Origin of the sequence: Mucilaginibacter sp. (genome assembly GCF_028287845.1) — a bacterium.
Taxonomy (GTDB): domain Bacteria; phylum Bacteroidota; class Bacteroidia; order Sphingobacteriales; family Sphingobacteriaceae; genus Mucilaginibacter.
This window is the reverse complement of record NZ_JAQBOW010000132.1, coordinates 12,011-27,498: the sequence shown is the minus strand read 5'-3', so window position 1 is coordinate 27,498 and position 15,488 is coordinate 12,011. Positions and strand designations below refer to the sequence as shown.

Genomic DNA, 15,488 nt, shown 5'->3' with positions numbered 1-15,488 from the left:
CTGTACCACTATTAATCCTGAGTCATAAACAACTATAATTTTGACAAATAAACAAGAAAGCCTTTAGTTTTTGCTAAAGGCTTTCTTGTTTATGTCTGAGGGTCATGTTCGGGATCAGGCTTGTAATTTGCTTCCAGTTCTGCCAGTTTATTTTTACCATAAGCAAAACGGGTTATCAGGAAAAATAATACAGGCACTATAAAAATAGCCAATGACGTTGCTGCAAGCATACCTCCAAATACGGTCCATCCTATTGTTTTACGTGCTACCGCGCCTGCGCCCGATGCAAAAACAAGCGGCAGCACCCCCAATATAAACGCCATTGACGTCATAATGATCGGCCGTAAGCGCAGCCGTACAGCCTCCAGCGTAGCTTTTTCCAATTCCATACCTCTGTCTACACGTTCTTTGGCAAACTCAACTATCAGAATAGCATTTTTAGCAGCGAGGCCAATGAGCGTTATTAAACCTATTTGCGCATATACGTTATTATCCAAACTCTTATTAAAGGTTAAGAATAGTATCGCCCCAAATGCCCCAAGCGGCACTGCTAACAATACCGAGAATGGCACAGACCAGCTTTCATATAAGGCAGCCAGGAACAGGAATACAAATCCTATAGATAAAGCAAAAATGTAAACGGTTTTTGATCCGGATAATTTCTCTTCACGGCTTAAGCCTGAAAACTCATAACCATAACCTTGCGGCAGGGTTTTAGCCGCAACTTCTTCCAACGCGTTTAAAGCGTCGCCGCTACTATAGCCGGCTTTAGGATTACCATCAATTTCTGCTGCCCTAAATAAGTTATAATGCGATATTAACGGTGCATTTTCAATCATCTTATAAGATGTTAAAGTGCTTAATGGCACCATTGTACCTGCTTGGTTACGAACAAAATACTGCCCTATATTTTGGATATTGGTACGGTAGTTTGTATCAGCCTGGGCCACCACACGGAACGTACGGCCATATAGGGTAAGGTCATTTATATATGCACTACCCATGTAAGTTTGCAACGCGGAATTTATATCAGATAACTGCACGCCTAATCTTTTTGCCTTTTCCCTGTCTATAACCAATTGGTAAGCCGGTGTGCGTGCGGTAAAGAAAGAAAACGCTTTACCAATTTCTGGGCGCTTATTTACTTCGGCAATAAAGTTCTTTAATACGTTTTCAAAGTTTTTAATGTCGCCCCCGGCTTGCTTTTCTTCTAAAATAAAAGAGAAACCTGCCGTACTACCTAAGCCGGGTATAGCCGGCGGCGGAATTACCACCACATTGGCTTCTTTAAACCTTGCTAATTTAGCCGTCAACACCCCTACCAGTTCCTGCGATGTTTTTTCGCGTTCATCCCAGGGTTTAAGCTGCATAAATATGGTGGCACTGTTTGATTTGGTTGCAAAACTCACAACATTCAATCCTCCTAATGCGGCATAATGCCCTACTTCGGGTATGCTGTCAAGAACACTCATCATTTGATGTAAAACAGCTATAGTTCTTTCTGTTGATGACGCTTCAGGTAAGTCATAAGTAATATAGATACGTCCTTCATCCTCGGTAGGTATAAATCCGCTTGGCTTACCTTTAAATAACAATATGGTGCCTATTACAATACATACCAGTATTACAATAACAAATTTTGAGTTTTTAATACCCCGGTGAACACCGTTACGATATTTGCCCGTAACACGCTCAAACCAGCTATTAAATTTAAAGAAGAATTTATCAATACCCCTTGACTTATTATCAAGCTTATGTGGTTTTAATATTAACGTACATAGTGCGGGTGTTAATGAAAGCGCCACAAATGCAGATATTAGTACAGATATAGCAATAGTTATAGCAAACTGTTGGTAAAGCCGCCCTACTATACCCGGTATAAAACCAACCGGCACAAATACTGCAGCCAGGATGAGCGCTATGGCAATAACCGGCGCTGATATATCCCGCATGGCATTTTCGGTAGCTTCCTTTGGCGACATGCCTTTTTCGTCCATATAATGCTGTACAGCCTCAACCACCACAATGGCATCATCTACTACAATACCAATGGCTAACACGAAACCAAACAAGGTAAGCGTATTAATGGTAAAATGCAACGGTATAAAGAATATGAAAGTTCCAATAATAGAAACAGGTATAGCCAATACAGGTATAAGCGTTGTGCGCCAGCTTTGTAAAAACAGGTATACTACTATAATTACCAATAACAAAGCAATTAACAGCGTTATAATAACCTCATGTACTGATACTTTAACCACCGTTACAGACTCGAACGGAACCGAATAATCAATATCCACCGGGAAAGCTTTTTTAAGCTCGTTCATGGTGGCGTATACATTGTCCGCGGTTTCCAGCGCGTTACTGTTTGGTGCCTGGTAAACTAAAAGGTATGATGCCGGCCTACCATCAACATACGAGTTACCTGCATAGTTAAACTTACCTAGTTCAACACGGGCAACGTCTTTTAAATGCACTACAGCACCACTATTGGGCTGTGTACGTACAATTATATTTTCAAATTCGGATGGTTTGGATAGCCTGCCTTGTACAAGAACAGTATACTCAAACGGCTGGCCCTTCTCTTGCGGAGTTGAACCTACAGTGCCGGCTGCCACCTGTGCATTTTGCTCTTGCAACGCAGCGGTAACATCAGCAGCACTCATGCCTAAAGCGGCTAATTTATCTGGCTTAAGCCAGATACGCATACTAAAATCGTCAGCACGGCTAAATACGTCGCCCACACCCTTAGCACGCAAAAGCGCATCTCGTACAAATATATTGGTATAATTATCTGTAAATGGTACGTTATGAGTACCCTTTGGCGAGTATATAGCTACCAGCATTAAAATACTGGGGTTACGTTTACGTACGGTTAAACCCAAACGCTGCACTTCTTGCGGTAAAGTTGGTGTGGCAATACCCACCCGGTTCTGAACGTCAAGCGCGGCTATATTAATATCTGTACCTACCTCAAAATTAGCGGTCATGCTTAAAGCACCATTGCTGGTACTATTACTTTGCAAATAAGTCATGCCGGGTGTTCCATTTACCTGGATCTCAATAGGCGTTGCAACCGTTTGTTCAACCGTTAATGCATCAGCACCTGTATAGTTGCCGGTTATATTTACTGTGGGTGGCGTAATTTCAGGATACTGGCCAATTGCCAGACTGGTAATAGATATTATACCAACTATAACTATCACTAATGATATAACAATAGCTGTAACTGGTCTTCGTATAAAGGTATCTGCGATCATTCTTATTGTTTTTTATAAAAAACCCGGGTTACTTTGCTTGTTGCTTTGCCTGTCCGGCCGGGGCCGTTTGAGCAGGGATGCCTAAAGTAATTTTACCACCATCGCGCAAGCGTTGAAAACCTTCGGTAATTATTTTATCCCCGGCTTTTATTCCATCCAGTATTACAACGTTGGTTCCAACACGCTGACCCAACTTAACCTTTTGTTGTTTTGCTATGGTATCTTGCGATAAAAACACAAAGAACTCGCCCATTTGTTCAGAAACTGCCTTGTAAGGAATCTGTACACGATTACCGGATTCGTTATTCAATACTTTTAAAACACAACTCATACCATCTTTTAGTAAAGCCTGATCATTAGGAAACTGCACGCGTACTTTTATAGTACCCGTTTGGTTATTCACTCCCCTATCTATAGCTAAAACTTTACCTGGTTTATTATAAGTGGTCACACCGTCAGATAATTGGAGTTTAAAGGTAGAATCAGTACTTCTTCTTTGCAGGTTATAAAACCTGTTAATGTCCTGTTCGTTAATAACAACATCAATACCTATAGGATTCTCGCTCGATACAGTATTTAGCAATGTTGAGCCTGCTACAACCTGCGAACCTAATCTTACCTGCGATATACCGATACGCCCGGTAACCGATGCGGCTATAATTGAATAAGAAAGATCTGTTTTTGCTGATGAAACAGCAGCTTTGGCAATTTCTACCTGGCCTTTGCTTGTTTCGAAAGTAGCAATTGCCTGATCAACCGTTTGGCGTGCTACCGCGTCGTTTTTCAACAACATAGTATAGCGGTCAACATCTTTTTTAGCTTTATCTAAGTTGGCATTTGCACTATATAAATTTGCCTGTGCCTGGGTTAATGCATCCTGGAATTTGCGCCTGTCAATTTCATACAATGCCTTACCTTTTTGCACCACCTCACCTTCTTTAAAAAATATGCCGGTTATAAACCCGGAAACCTGGCTGCGCAGCTCCACCGTATTTAGTGAAACAACAGTTCCCTGATACTGGTCATAATAAACAGCATCAGCATTTACAGCCATGGCAATATTTACAGGAATGGGCGGTAACACAGCATCTTGTTTTACCTTATTATCTTTACATGATGCCCATACTAACATTGCAACAGGGGCTAACCAAAATATATACTTTTTTCTCATTAGTAGAATGTAATAATTGTCGGGTGTTTTTATTTACTGCATTACTGCAGGTAGTTGTTTATATTTTACTGGTCGACACTAAGTATACCTAATGCCTTTTTTAAATCAATTTTGCTTGATAATAACTGAAAAAGCGAATTATAGTAATTAAGCTCAGATGTCCGCAGATCTGATTGCGCTACTATTACATCCAGATAGGTTTTAATACCCTCCCGGTATTGTAAGCTCACTACTCTGTATACGTCTGTAGCCAGATCTACGTTTTCTTTTAGTATTTGCCAGTTCGTATAACTACTCTTATAACTTGCCAATGCCTGTATGTATTCTGTATTAATAGTATTTTGTGAATTAACTATATCAAGGTCGGTACGTTCAACCTGTAACCGGGCCTTACTCAAATTTTGGAGACGTTTACCTCCCTGGAATATAGGCAGTGATAAGCTTAAACCCGCATAAGCGCTTGGGTAAGAATTATTATACAGATCAGAGAACCTGGTGTTTAAGTACACCAGATTATAACTGCCAACGGCAGATAATGATGGTAAAAACCCTAAACGGTAATAGTTAACATTTAAATTCTTTAAATTCTTTTCGGTTTGCAGTTGCTGATATTCTATGCGGTTATTTACATTGAGGGTTTGATTGGTATCTATATAAGCTTCCTTTTCATAACCCGTAGAATCATAGACTAAGGTTATTTTAGCCTGCGGATTTAAACCCATTATTTGTTTCAGGTATGCCATCTTACTATTAATAGATTCGGCAGTTTGTTTACGGGTAGCCAGCTCGTTATTAAGTGCTATAGTAGCTTGCTTATAGTCTATCTTATCAACTACACCGGCCTGATACCTATTATAAGCATCTTTTAAACTTCTTTGCAGCCTTACAATATCTTCATTAATAATATTTAATTGCTTTTGCGACAGTAACACATCAAAAAATGCTTTACTAACATCAGATACTACATTTATCTGGCTGCTTAGCGTGTTTTGCTTATAATATAAACGAGAGTAATTTGCCGTTTTTGCTGCCAGTAACACATCATTATTATATATAACCTGGCTGGCTTGTAAACCCAGGCTTGAATACTCATCAATATTTGATACTACACCCGGAGTTGTAGAAGTAATCGGACTGCCTTTAAAATAATGGTCATACACACCAGACGAATTAACCTGCGGCAACCAACCTGCTAAACCTATCTTTATATCTCTTTCATTAATCTGTTGATCAATAGCTGCCTGCCTAACCACCGGTTGATTGCGTAATGCAAAAATTACACCTTGTTTTAAAGTGATAACATTAGGTATACTATTTGTGCCTGTTTGGGCAAAAAGAATAGTAGGTAAAATTAATGTTAAATTAATTATTAACAATAAATGTAGTTTTTTCATAGATAATAGAGTGATCATAAGATCTGTAAACAAAAAACGCAGAGAATAGGTTTCTGCACTTGTTTAGTTTTAATTATTAGAGACTACTAATATGAAGCATTTATGTTTAATTAAAAATGAACCACAATATTTTTACGTAAATACTACATAAACCTATCAATAAGCATGTTTTTAATAGTTTTTTAAAAAAAATGCAAAATAGAGGCAGTAAATAAACAAAAAATTTAATTAATTTGCCGTGTGGGAATAACACTACATTTTTTCAAAAAGAGGAATGTTTAAAAAAATTACATACTAAATATAGGTTATAAACTTATTCATGGTATTTTTACAAAAAATTTAAGCAGGGTTAATACATGGTTAAAAAACTACATGAGAAGATTGCTCAATTTAAAGATGCAGCAATGATCAGGGAGAAAGGATTGTATCCTTACTTTAGACCTATTGAGTCTGGACAGGACACCGAAGTTATTATAGATGGCAAACGCGTGTTAATGTTTGGTTCAAACTCATATCTGGGTCTAACTAATCACCCAAAGATCAAAGAAGCCTCAAAAAGAGCAATTGACAAATATGGTACGGGATGTGCGGGATCAAGATTTTTGAATGGTACGCTTGATATACATATAGAATTAGAAAACAGGCTGGCCACTTACGTAGGCAAAGAAGCTGCTGTGTTATTTAGCACAGGCTTCCAGGTTAATTTAGGTGTTTTATCCTGCGTTACAGGCAGAAATGATTACTTGATATTGGATGAATATGACCATGCATCATTAATTGATGGCAGCCGCCTTTCATTTTCAAAAGTAATTAAGTATGCCCATAATGACATGGCAGACCTGGAGCGCAAGCTAAGCATGTTGCCCGAAGAAGCTGTTAAAGTTATTGCTGTTGATGGTATATTCAGTATGGAAGGTGATATTGTTAAATTACCTGAGATTGTTGAAATAGCAGATAGATATGGTGTTAACATTATGGTTGATGATGCGCATAGTTTAGGTGTTATTGGTCATAATGGTGCCGGCACTGCATCCCATTTTGGTTTGACTGATGATGTGGACCTTATAATGGGTACCTTTAGTAAATCATTAGCATCATTAGGTGGTTTTATAGCTGCCGATCATGAAACTATTGATTACATGAAGCACCGTGCTCGTTCATTAATGTTTAGTGCGAGTATGACACCGGGATCTGTTGCCAGCGTTATTGCAGCATTGGATATTATAGAATCTGAACCCGAACGTATTCAAAAACTTTGGGATAATACCAACTATGCCATGAAGCTTTTACTTGATGAAGGCTTTGATCTTGGCCCAACAGAAAGTCCCATCTTACCTATATATGTTAGGGATAATGATAAAACCTTCCTGGTTACCAAACACCTGCAATCATCGGGCGTATTTGTTAACCCGGTTGTATCGCCGGCAGTACCATCAGACTCATCATTACTGCGTTTTTCATTAATGGCTACTCATACTTTCGAACAGATTGATGAAGCTGTTGAGAAAATTACTAAAGCGTTTAAAGACGTTGGTGTGGTAATGGGTGTTAAAGAAAGAATATAATATAAAATTATCTAAAAGTGCGGCTGTTTGATAAATAGCCGCACTTTTTATATATCGCCTATAAAATTCCCATCATCTGCATGAAAAAGATAATACCCGTAAATTCAAAACAAGAACTTACAGCATTTATTGATTTTCCGCATGATCTTTACAAAGACGACCCAAACTACGTTCCTGAATTATTTATAGCACAACGGGACCTGTTAACCAAACATCCTTTCCATAAGCATAATGTACTTCAAGGCTTTTTAGTTTATGAGGACAATAAAATTGTCGGCCGTATTGCTGCTATATTAAATAACAGCCATAACGAGTACAATCATACCAATGATGGTTTTTTTGGATTTTTTGATTGTATAAATGACCAGGAAACAGCCAAAATGCTTTTTAAAGTAGCTGCGGATTGGTTGAAAGACAAAGGTGTAACAGAAAAATTTATAGGTCCGGTAAATTTTTCTACAAATGAAGCTTGTGGATTATTAATTAAAGGATTTGATAGCCCGCCGGTTTTAATGTTTACCTATAATGCCCCTTACTACGCTGATCTGATTGAAAACTTAGGATTTTCTAAACAAATAGACCTCATTGCCTGGAATTGGAAAGGGCAAGCTTATGATGATAAATCAGTAAAGTTATTAGATGCGTTGCAGGAGCGTTTAAAAAGAAGCAATATCATCATCCGCAAAGTAAGTCTGAAGAATTTTAAGCAGGAAACCATTAACCTACGGGAAGTATATAATAATGCCTGGGATAAAAATACCGGGTTTGTGCCGTTAACCGATGAAGAATTTGATTACCTGGCAAAAGACCTTAAATTAATACTTGACCCCGATTTTTGTTTAATTGCCGAGCAGGAAGGCAAAATTGTAGGCTTCGGCATAGCCTTGCCCGATTATAATGAAATATTTAAAACTATTAAAAAGGGGCGCTTACTGCCTACCGGCATATTTAAACTACTATTTAACAAAAGCAAAATAACCGGGATAAGAATATACGCGCTTGGCGTAATTGAAGGTTACAGAAAAATGGGTATAGAGGCCTGTTTATACGGTACTATTATTAAGGAATATAAACGCAAAGGTTATACCACAGCTGACGCCGGATGGACATTGGAAAATAACGTGATGATAAATAAAGCAATCGAAGCTATTAAAGGTAACCCCTACAAAACATACCGGATCTACGAAAAGGCGATATGAAAGAAAGGGTTTTAATAACCGGGGCGAGCGGCTTTGTTGGATACCATCTGATCATTGAAGCATTGCAAAATAATTTAGAAGTATTTGCAGCAATACGAAAAAGCAGCTTGATAGATCACTTAAAAGTTCTTGATATTCAATATACTTATTTAGACTATGCTGACCTACCGGCTTTAAAAAAAGAATTACAAGAAAAACAATACAATTATATAATACATGCCGCGGGTATTACCCGTGCAACATCTGCAGCCGAATATGAGTTAATAAATGCTGAATACACCCTTAATCTGGCAAAAGCGGCTGCTGAATTGGGCGATAATTTTAAAAAGTTTATTTTAATAAGCAGTCTGGCTGCTGTTGGACCGCTTAAAACTTTAACTGGTATTATAACTGAAGAAACAAAACCCAATCCCATCACATCATACGGCAAAAGCAAACTATTGGCCGAAAGAAAACTAAAAACTATTGTCGGTTTAAACTATACTATATTAAGGCCAACCGCCGTTTATGGTCCGCGAGATACTGGGATATTTTTATTTTTTAAGCAATTAACAAAACATATAGAACCTTACATTGGCAAAACACAACAAAAATTAAGCTTTATATACGTTGCAGACCTGGCAAAGGCAAGTATAAGGGCGTTGTATCGTGGAAATGGGCAAACTTACAATTTATGTGATGATAATTTTTATGACAGGTATGAATTGGGCCATATGGCAAAAAATATATTAAGTATAAAAACCATTAAGTTTCATCTTTCGGTAAACTTTGTAAAATTAATAGCTGTGATATCAGAAAAAGTAGGTTCTTTGAGGAACAAAGCTCCCATTTTAAATATTGAAAAACTTAACGAGCTTACAGCGGTTAATTGGTCATGCAGTATCGCGTTGGCTAAACAAGATCTGGGCTTTTATCCGCAATATGGGCTTGAAAACGGCCTATACGAAACACTTAAGTGGTACAAAGAAAATGAATGGCTTTAGAATAACAAATTAATAGATAAATTCACACAATGAAAAAAAACATTAAACCCGCTCAAGGCAAACTGGGTATTTTAATTCCGGGATTAGGTGCAGTAGCAACCACATTAATTGCCGGTGTTGAAGCGGTAAGAAAGGGCATATCACAACCAATTGGCTCTGTTACACAAATGGGAACTATCCGTTTGGGTAAAAGAACAGAGAACCGTCGTCCAAAAATTAAAGATTTTGTTCCATTGGCAAACTTAAATGATATTGTTTTTGGTGGATGGGATGTATATTCAGATAACGTTTATGAAGCTGCAACAAATGCAGCGGTACTTGAATCGGCATTGTTGTCAAAAATAAAAACCGAGTTGGAAGCAATTGTACCAATGAAGGCTGCCTTTGATAAAAATTATGCAAAAAACCTTATAGGTACCCACGTAAAACAAGGCACACGTTATGAGCTTGCACAACAAGTTATAGCCGATATTCAAAACTTTAAAGAAGCAAAAGGCTGCGACAGGATAGTTTTGGTTTGGTGTGGTTCAACCGAGATCTACTATGAGGCTTCTGATGTTCACAGCACACTCGAAAAATTCGAGCAAGGTCTTAAAGACGATAATAAGCTGATATCGCCAAGTATGATCTATGCATATGCTGCTTTAAAACAAGGTATACCTTTTGCTAATGGCGCTCCAAATTTAACTGTTGATATTCCGGCTTTGATAGAACTGGCGAAGTTAACAGAAACACCTATTGCAGGTAAAGACTTTAAAACCGGCCAAACTTTAATGAAAACCATATTAGCTCCTGGCCTTGCGGCACGGGCATTAGGTGTTAACGGATGGTTCTCTGACAATATTTTAGGTAACCGTGATGGTTTAGTATTAGATGATCCGGATAATTTTAAAACTAAAGAAGTTTCAAAACTGGGTGTATTAGAAGATATTTTTAAGCCTGAAGATAATCCGGAACTTTATGGTAATATCTACCATAAAATACGTATTAATTACTACCCTCCGCATGGCGATAACAAAGAGAGCTGGGATAACATTGATATTTTTGGCTGGTTGGGTTACAAAATGCAAATCAAAATTAACTTTTTGTGTCGCGATTCTATATTAGCAGCGCCTATAGCTCTGGATCTGGCTTTATTTTGCGATTTGGCCAAACGTGCTAACATGAGTGGTGTGCAAGAGTGGTTATCATTCTATTTAAAATCACCGCAAACAGCACCGGGCTTACATGCAGAGAATGATATTTTTAAACAACTTATAAAGTTAGAAAATACACTGCGCCACATGATGGGCGAAGATTTGATAACCCACCTGGGCTTAGATTACTATGAAGAGTTAGCTGAAGCAAAATAAATAATGCTGTTTCATAAACTGGCCGCTACTGTTTTTGGCATTGGTTACTTAGGTAAGGGTGTCGGGACAATAGCGGCTTTTGTTTCTTGTTTGTTTTGGTATTTGATTTTTCATAAAACCTATTCTAACTCAACTTCAATATTAATTACCTTCGGAGTAATTGCATTAGGCATATGGTCTGGCAATAAAGTTGAACCAATTTGGGGCAAAGATCATAACCGTGTTGTGATTGACGAAGTGGCCGGCATGTTTATCAGCCTGCTTTTTGTACCGGTAACTTTACCTTATATTTTAATTGCCTTCGTCCTATTCAGATTTTTTGACATTTTAAAACCTTTATTCATAAAACGCCTCGAATTGCTACCCGGTGGATGGGGCGTAATGATGGATGATATACTTGCGGGAATATATGCTAATATAATACTCCAGGCAGTTGTGTGGTTTAATTTATTCAATGTCAAATTTTAGTAAAACCTGTTAAATTTTTTTGATAAGCATTTGTTTATTTGACTTTTTGACCACAGAAGTCTATTGGATTTCTGTACCTTTGCTGCCTGTTACCAAACATAACTGTAGCATTATCCCGGCTTAGTAATTATAATTTATCCTGTGTTAAAATAGGTTAAAAATACACCGGCATGATAGTTACACAATAAGTTTGTATTTGATAATTACATGGATCTTAAAAATTTATTCGGGAAGCTTTTATTTGTAGCTTTCTTATTATTTTTCACCTCATCATTATTTGCGCAGGCCACCCGCGTTACCGGTATAGTAACAGATGGCAGCACAAAGAATAATGAACCAATGCCGTTTGTAACGGTTGGTTTTGCAGGCAGCTCTAACGGCGGTCCTACAAATAACGATGGCCGGTATTCTATTAGTGCTGATAAGCCCTACACTCAGTTAAAAGCTACTTTTATTGGATATAAAGATGTATTGATAAAAATCACTCCGGGCGTATCGCAAGTTGTTAATATAAAAATGAGGCCTTCAAACGAGGAACTTAGCGAGGTTGAAATTAAGGCCGGTAAAAAACCAAGATATAGAAACAAGGGTAACCCAGCTGTAGAATTAATACGCCAGGTTATAGCACATAGAGAACAAAACCGTCCCGAGCATTATAATTATGTTGAATACAAAGAATATGACAAAATGCAATTTTCTATTGCTAACCTGTCTCCTAAGGTATCAGATAAAAAATTCTTTCGTAAATATAAATTTGTATTAGATAACCGTGACAGTACTACAGTACCTGGCAAATCATTATTACCGGTTTTTTTAGATGAAAAACTAACACAATACTATTATCGCAAAAATCCCGAAAAAGAAAGATCAGAAATATTAGGGCAAAAAAATGTAAATTTTGGTGGATCTATTGATAACGAGGGCATAACTCAATTTTTTAAATACATGTATAATAAGGTTGACATTTATGATAATAATATCAACCTTATCACAAATAATTTTTTAAGCCCTATTGCAAACGGTGGGCCTACATTATACAAATATTTTATTACGGATACCATTATTACCGAAGATAAAAAGAAACTGGTTGAGCTAAGCTTTACGCCACGCAATACGCAGGATATGCTTTTTGAAGGTAAAATATACATTACCCTTGATAGTAATTACGCCGTACAAAAAGCTAAACTTGGTATCAATAAAAACATCAACCTTAATTTTGTTAAGTCAATGACTGTTAACCTGGATTTTGAAAAAAATCCGGATGGCCGTTATCATTTAAGCAAAAGCAACACGCTGGCAGATTTTGGTATAACCAAAAATAAATCAGGCGGGTTATTTGGTATCAGAACCATTACTTATAAAAACTATATAATAGACAAGCCGCGTGCTGATTCAACCTACGTTACCCGCAATAGTGATTTAGAGCCCTCTGATGAAGTTACACATAGAAGCGCCGAGTTTTGGGAGGAAAACAGGTTAGATACTTTGACCTTAGCCGAATCTAAAGTTTATAAAAATGTTGATAGTTTGCGTAATATGCCGTCTTTCAGACGCACACTTGATATTGCTACACTGGTATTAGCCGGCTATAAATCATTTGATAAATTTGAACTTGGGCCCGCAAATACATTTTATAGTTTTAACCCCATTGAAGGCTTCAAGCTACGTATTGGCGGCCGTACAACTCCTGAATTAAGCAAGCGGTATTATTTTGAAACTTACGTGGCTTATGGTTTTAAAGACGACCGTTTTAAAGGCTTTTTAAGCGCAACTTATTCGCTTAATGATAAGTCTATTTATAAGTTCCCTCAAAATTATATAAGGGCCAGCTTTCTACGTGATACTAAGATACCCGGCGCAAACCTGCAATTTGTGCAAGAGGATAACTTTTTGTTATCATTTAAACGTGGTGTAAATGATAAATACCTGTATAATGATAATTACCGGTTTGATTATGTACATGAGTATGAAAATCATTTCTCCTATAAATTTGGATTTAACAAATGGACACAATCACCTGCCGGTTCTTTATATTTTAATGATCAGTTTGGCAAGGTTAATGACCTAACTACTACAGAATTTACCGTAGGCATTCGTTATGCTCCGCATGAAGGGTTTTACCAGGGCAAAATATACAGGGTGCCTATACCAAGCAAGTACCCAATATTAGGCCTTGATTACACACAGGGTGTTAAGGGCTTTTTGGGTAGTACATACCAATATGGAAATTTACATGCCCGTATAGATAAAAGAGTTTATTTATCGCAGTTTGGATTTTCAGATGTTACTTTAGAAGGTGGTAAAGTTTTCGGGCAAGTTCCTTATCCATTATTAACTATTTTCCGTGCAAATCAAACTTATGCGTACGATATTTATTCTTATAACTTAATGAATTTTTTAGAGTTTGTGAGCGACAGATATGCAAGCGTGAATATAGACCAACACTTTGTAGGTTTCTTTTTTAACAAAATACCGCTATTAAAAGAACTAAAATGGCGCGAGGTTGTTACGTTTAAAGGAATATACGGGGGATTAAGTGATCAAAATAATCCGGCATTGCATTCTAATTTATTTCAATTCCCGGTTACAGGTACGGGGCAACCTATTACTTATGCTTTAGGGAATACACCTTACATAGAAGGCAGTATTGGTATCGAAAATATTTTTAAATTAGTACGCGTTGATCTGGTAAGAAGGTTTAATTATTTAGATCACCCGGAGGTCTCTAAATACGGTATTCGCGCAAGGGTAAAATTTGATTTTTAATAACAAGCTAAGCTGTTCATAATTAATGGAGCAACAAACATCTGTACGCACAAGTCTTCAATTAGGTATCTATAAGGTTATTGACCCGATTGTAAAAATTTTAATAAAACTGGGCCTTACCCCTAACGCAGTTACTTCTATTGGCTTTGTATTAAATATTGGCGTAGCAGTTATATTTATTATTGGTGGAGAAGAAGGTAACAGAAACGATCTTACATTTGTTGGATGGGCGGGCGGATTAATTTTATTTGCCGGTTTGTTTGATATGCTTGACGGACAAGTGGCCAGGTTAGGCAACATGAAATCAACCTTTGGCGCACTATATGATTCTGTATTAGACAGGTATAGTGAGTTAATAATGTTTTTAGGCATTTGTTATTACCTTGTAGCACATCATTATTTTTTAAGCTCCATATTTGCTTTTGTGGCCATGATAGGATCTATGATGGTTAGCTACGTGAGGGCAAGAGCCGAAGGTTTAGGTATTGAAAGCAAAGGCGGCTTAATGCAAAGACCAGAGCGTGTTGTAACTATTGGATTATGCGCTATGTTATGCGGCATTAGCTCCCTATACATTGGTGGCGATTATAAAATATATGTACCGGGATTTAAGTTTCATATTTTTGAAACGATGTCAATATTCACAATACCTATTACCATAATGGCTGTATTAACAAATATTACCGCATTTAACAGATTAAGAGATGCCAAGAAAAATCTTGAAAAACAAGAAAAGAATTAACATTGCCAATTGATGAGATTATCTATACTATTACTATACCTTTTTTATTCTTATTTACCTGTAAGTAAAACACCGAATAAATCCATTTATAAAACGTTTGTTACAGACCCCGCACAAGATGATAAATTTGCTGCGCCGTCTGAAAATATTGGCCGACTGTTTTACATGCAGCGCACATCAAACTCAAATACACTTATTTATGAGTTAAATGCAAAAAACGGACAGCTTGATGATGAAAATCCGATGCATGTTTATTGGTTAAGGTATGCTGAAAAAGGACAGAAAGAGGAATTAAATTATATTCAACGTAAATTTGCATATGGTTTGGTCACTAAAAAAATAAATAATGATCAGTATGATGTCAGATTTGTATCATACAAGAAATTTCCGCTGCTTTTGATGAAGGCAAACGACGGAAAATATCATATATTCGCAACTATTGAACAGAAACAAATGATGCTTAATCGTGTCTTTATTAAAATTGAAGGCGGCTCTTTTTGGCTCCCCAATATTATTTATATAGAATTAAAGGGTATCGACCCATCAACAGGCAGAGAAATAATACATCGTTTTAAACCCTGATATAGC

General features: G+C 37.1%; 11 protein-coding genes. 8 read left to right on the top strand and 3 right to left on the bottom strand.

All coding sequences use genetic code 11. The annotated features are described in order from the left end of the window. Window positions 1–89: 89 nt before the first annotated feature. The 3 genes from JWP71_RS13280 to JWP71_RS13270 form a co-directional block, all read right to left on the bottom strand. On the bottom strand, window positions 90–3,260 hold the full coding sequence (locus JWP71_RS13280; protein WP_299500809.1) for a multidrug efflux RND transporter permease subunit: 3,171 nt from the start codon (window positions 3,258–3,260) through the stop codon (window positions 90–92). A 28-nt stretch (window positions 3,261–3,288) separates the two neighbouring features. Then, entirely contained in the window at window positions 3,289–4,431 is a 1,143-nt protein-coding gene (locus JWP71_RS13275; RefSeq protein WP_299500806.1) for an efflux RND transporter periplasmic adaptor subunit, read from the bottom strand. 65 nt (window positions 4,432–4,496) lie between these two features. Further along, entirely contained in the window at window positions 4,497–5,825 is a 1,329-nt protein-coding gene (locus JWP71_RS13270; RefSeq protein ID WP_299500804.1) for a TolC family protein, read from the bottom strand. Window positions 5,826–6,181: 356 nt separating this feature from the next. On the opposite strand from JWP71_RS13270, the gene JWP71_RS13265 reads away from it, so the two are divergent. The 8 genes from JWP71_RS13265 (at window position 6,182) to JWP71_RS13230 (ending at window position 15,482) form a co-directional block, all read left to right on the top strand. Continuing rightward, on the top strand, window positions 6,182–7,390 hold the full coding sequence (locus JWP71_RS13265) for a pyridoxal phosphate-dependent aminotransferase family protein (RefSeq protein WP_299500801.1): 1,209 nt from the start codon (window positions 6,182–6,184) through the stop codon (window positions 7,388–7,390). 80 nt (window positions 7,391–7,470) lie between these two features. Then, the gene (locus JWP71_RS13260) at window positions 7,471–8,589 is read left to right on the top strand and encodes a GNAT family N-acetyltransferase (protein WP_299500800.1); all 1,119 of its coding nucleotides are present in this window, start codon (window positions 7,471–7,473) and stop codon (window positions 8,587–8,589) included. Continuing rightward, the gene (locus tag JWP71_RS13255) at window positions 8,586–9,572 is read left to right on the top strand and encodes an NAD(P)-dependent oxidoreductase (protein WP_299500799.1); all 987 of its coding nucleotides are present in this window, start codon (window positions 8,586–8,588) and stop codon (window positions 9,570–9,572) included. Before JWP71_RS13260 ends, JWP71_RS13255 begins: the two co-directional genes overlap by 4 nt. Window positions 9,573–9,601: 29 nt before the next feature. After that, window positions 9,602–10,924, top strand: coding sequence for an inositol-3-phosphate synthase (locus JWP71_RS13250; RefSeq protein WP_299500798.1), 1,323 nt, complete (start codon window positions 9,602–9,604; stop codon window positions 10,922–10,924). A gap of 3 nt (window positions 10,925–10,927) precedes the next feature. Then, window positions 10,928–11,392 carry a phosphatidylglycerophosphatase A gene (locus tag JWP71_RS13245; protein ID WP_299500797.1) on the top strand — a complete coding sequence of 155 codons (465 nt, stop codon included), beginning with the start codon at window positions 10,928–10,930 and terminating at the stop codon, window positions 11,390–11,392. Between the two features lie 207 nt (window positions 11,393–11,599). Beyond that, complete coding sequence (locus JWP71_RS13240) at window positions 11,600–14,158, top strand: DUF5686 and carboxypeptidase-like regulatory domain-containing protein (protein ID WP_299500795.1); 2,559 nt, start codon at window positions 11,600–11,602, stop codon at window positions 14,156–14,158. Window positions 14,159–14,183: 25 nt separating this feature from the next. Continuing rightward, window positions 14,184–14,900 carry a CDP-alcohol phosphatidyltransferase family protein gene (locus JWP71_RS13235; RefSeq protein WP_299500794.1) on the top strand — a complete coding sequence of 239 codons (717 nt, stop codon included), beginning with the start codon at window positions 14,184–14,186 and terminating at the stop codon, window positions 14,898–14,900. 12 nt (window positions 14,901–14,912) lie between these two features. Next, the gene (locus JWP71_RS13230) at window positions 14,913–15,482 is read left to right on the top strand and encodes a DUF4833 domain-containing protein (protein ID WP_299500793.1); all 570 of its coding nucleotides are present in this window, start codon (window positions 14,913–14,915) and stop codon (window positions 15,480–15,482) included. The last annotated feature ends 6 nt before the right edge of the window (window positions 15,483–15,488 follow it).

Excerpts from the sequence above, each read along its gene's own strand:
- JWP71_RS13280 (WP_299500809.1), bottom strand. The coding sequence starts at position 3,260 with ATGATCGCAGATACCTTTATACGAAGACCAGTTACAGCTATTGTTATA.
- JWP71_RS13275 (WP_299500806.1), bottom strand. The coding sequence starts at position 4,431 with ATGAGAAAAAAGTATATATTTTGGTTAGCCCCTGTTGCAATGTTAGTA.
- JWP71_RS13270 (WP_299500804.1), bottom strand. The coding sequence starts at position 5,825 with ATGAAAAAACTACATTTATTGTTAATAATTAATTTAACATTAATTTTA.
- JWP71_RS13265 (WP_299500801.1), top strand. The coding sequence starts at position 6,182 with ATGGTTAAAAAACTACATGAGAAGATTGCTCAATTTAAAGATGCAGCA.
- JWP71_RS13260 (WP_299500800.1), top strand. The coding sequence starts at position 7,471 with ATGAAAAAGATAATACCCGTAAATTCAAAACAAGAACTTACAGCATTT.
- JWP71_RS13255 (WP_299500799.1), top strand. The coding sequence starts at position 8,586 with ATGAAAGAAAGGGTTTTAATAACCGGGGCGAGCGGCTTTGTTGGATAC.
- JWP71_RS13250 (WP_299500798.1), top strand. The coding sequence starts at position 9,602 with ATGAAAAAAAACATTAAACCCGCTCAAGGCAAACTGGGTATTTTAATT.
- JWP71_RS13245 (WP_299500797.1), top strand. The coding sequence starts at position 10,928 with ATGCTGTTTCATAAACTGGCCGCTACTGTTTTTGGCATTGGTTACTTA.
- JWP71_RS13240 (WP_299500795.1), top strand. The coding sequence starts at position 11,600 with ATGGATCTTAAAAATTTATTCGGGAAGCTTTTATTTGTAGCTTTCTTA.
- JWP71_RS13235 (WP_299500794.1), top strand. The coding sequence starts at position 14,184 with ATGGAGCAACAAACATCTGTACGCACAAGTCTTCAATTAGGTATCTAT.
- JWP71_RS13230 (WP_299500793.1), top strand. The coding sequence starts at position 14,913 with ATGAGATTATCTATACTATTACTATACCTTTTTTATTCTTATTTACCT.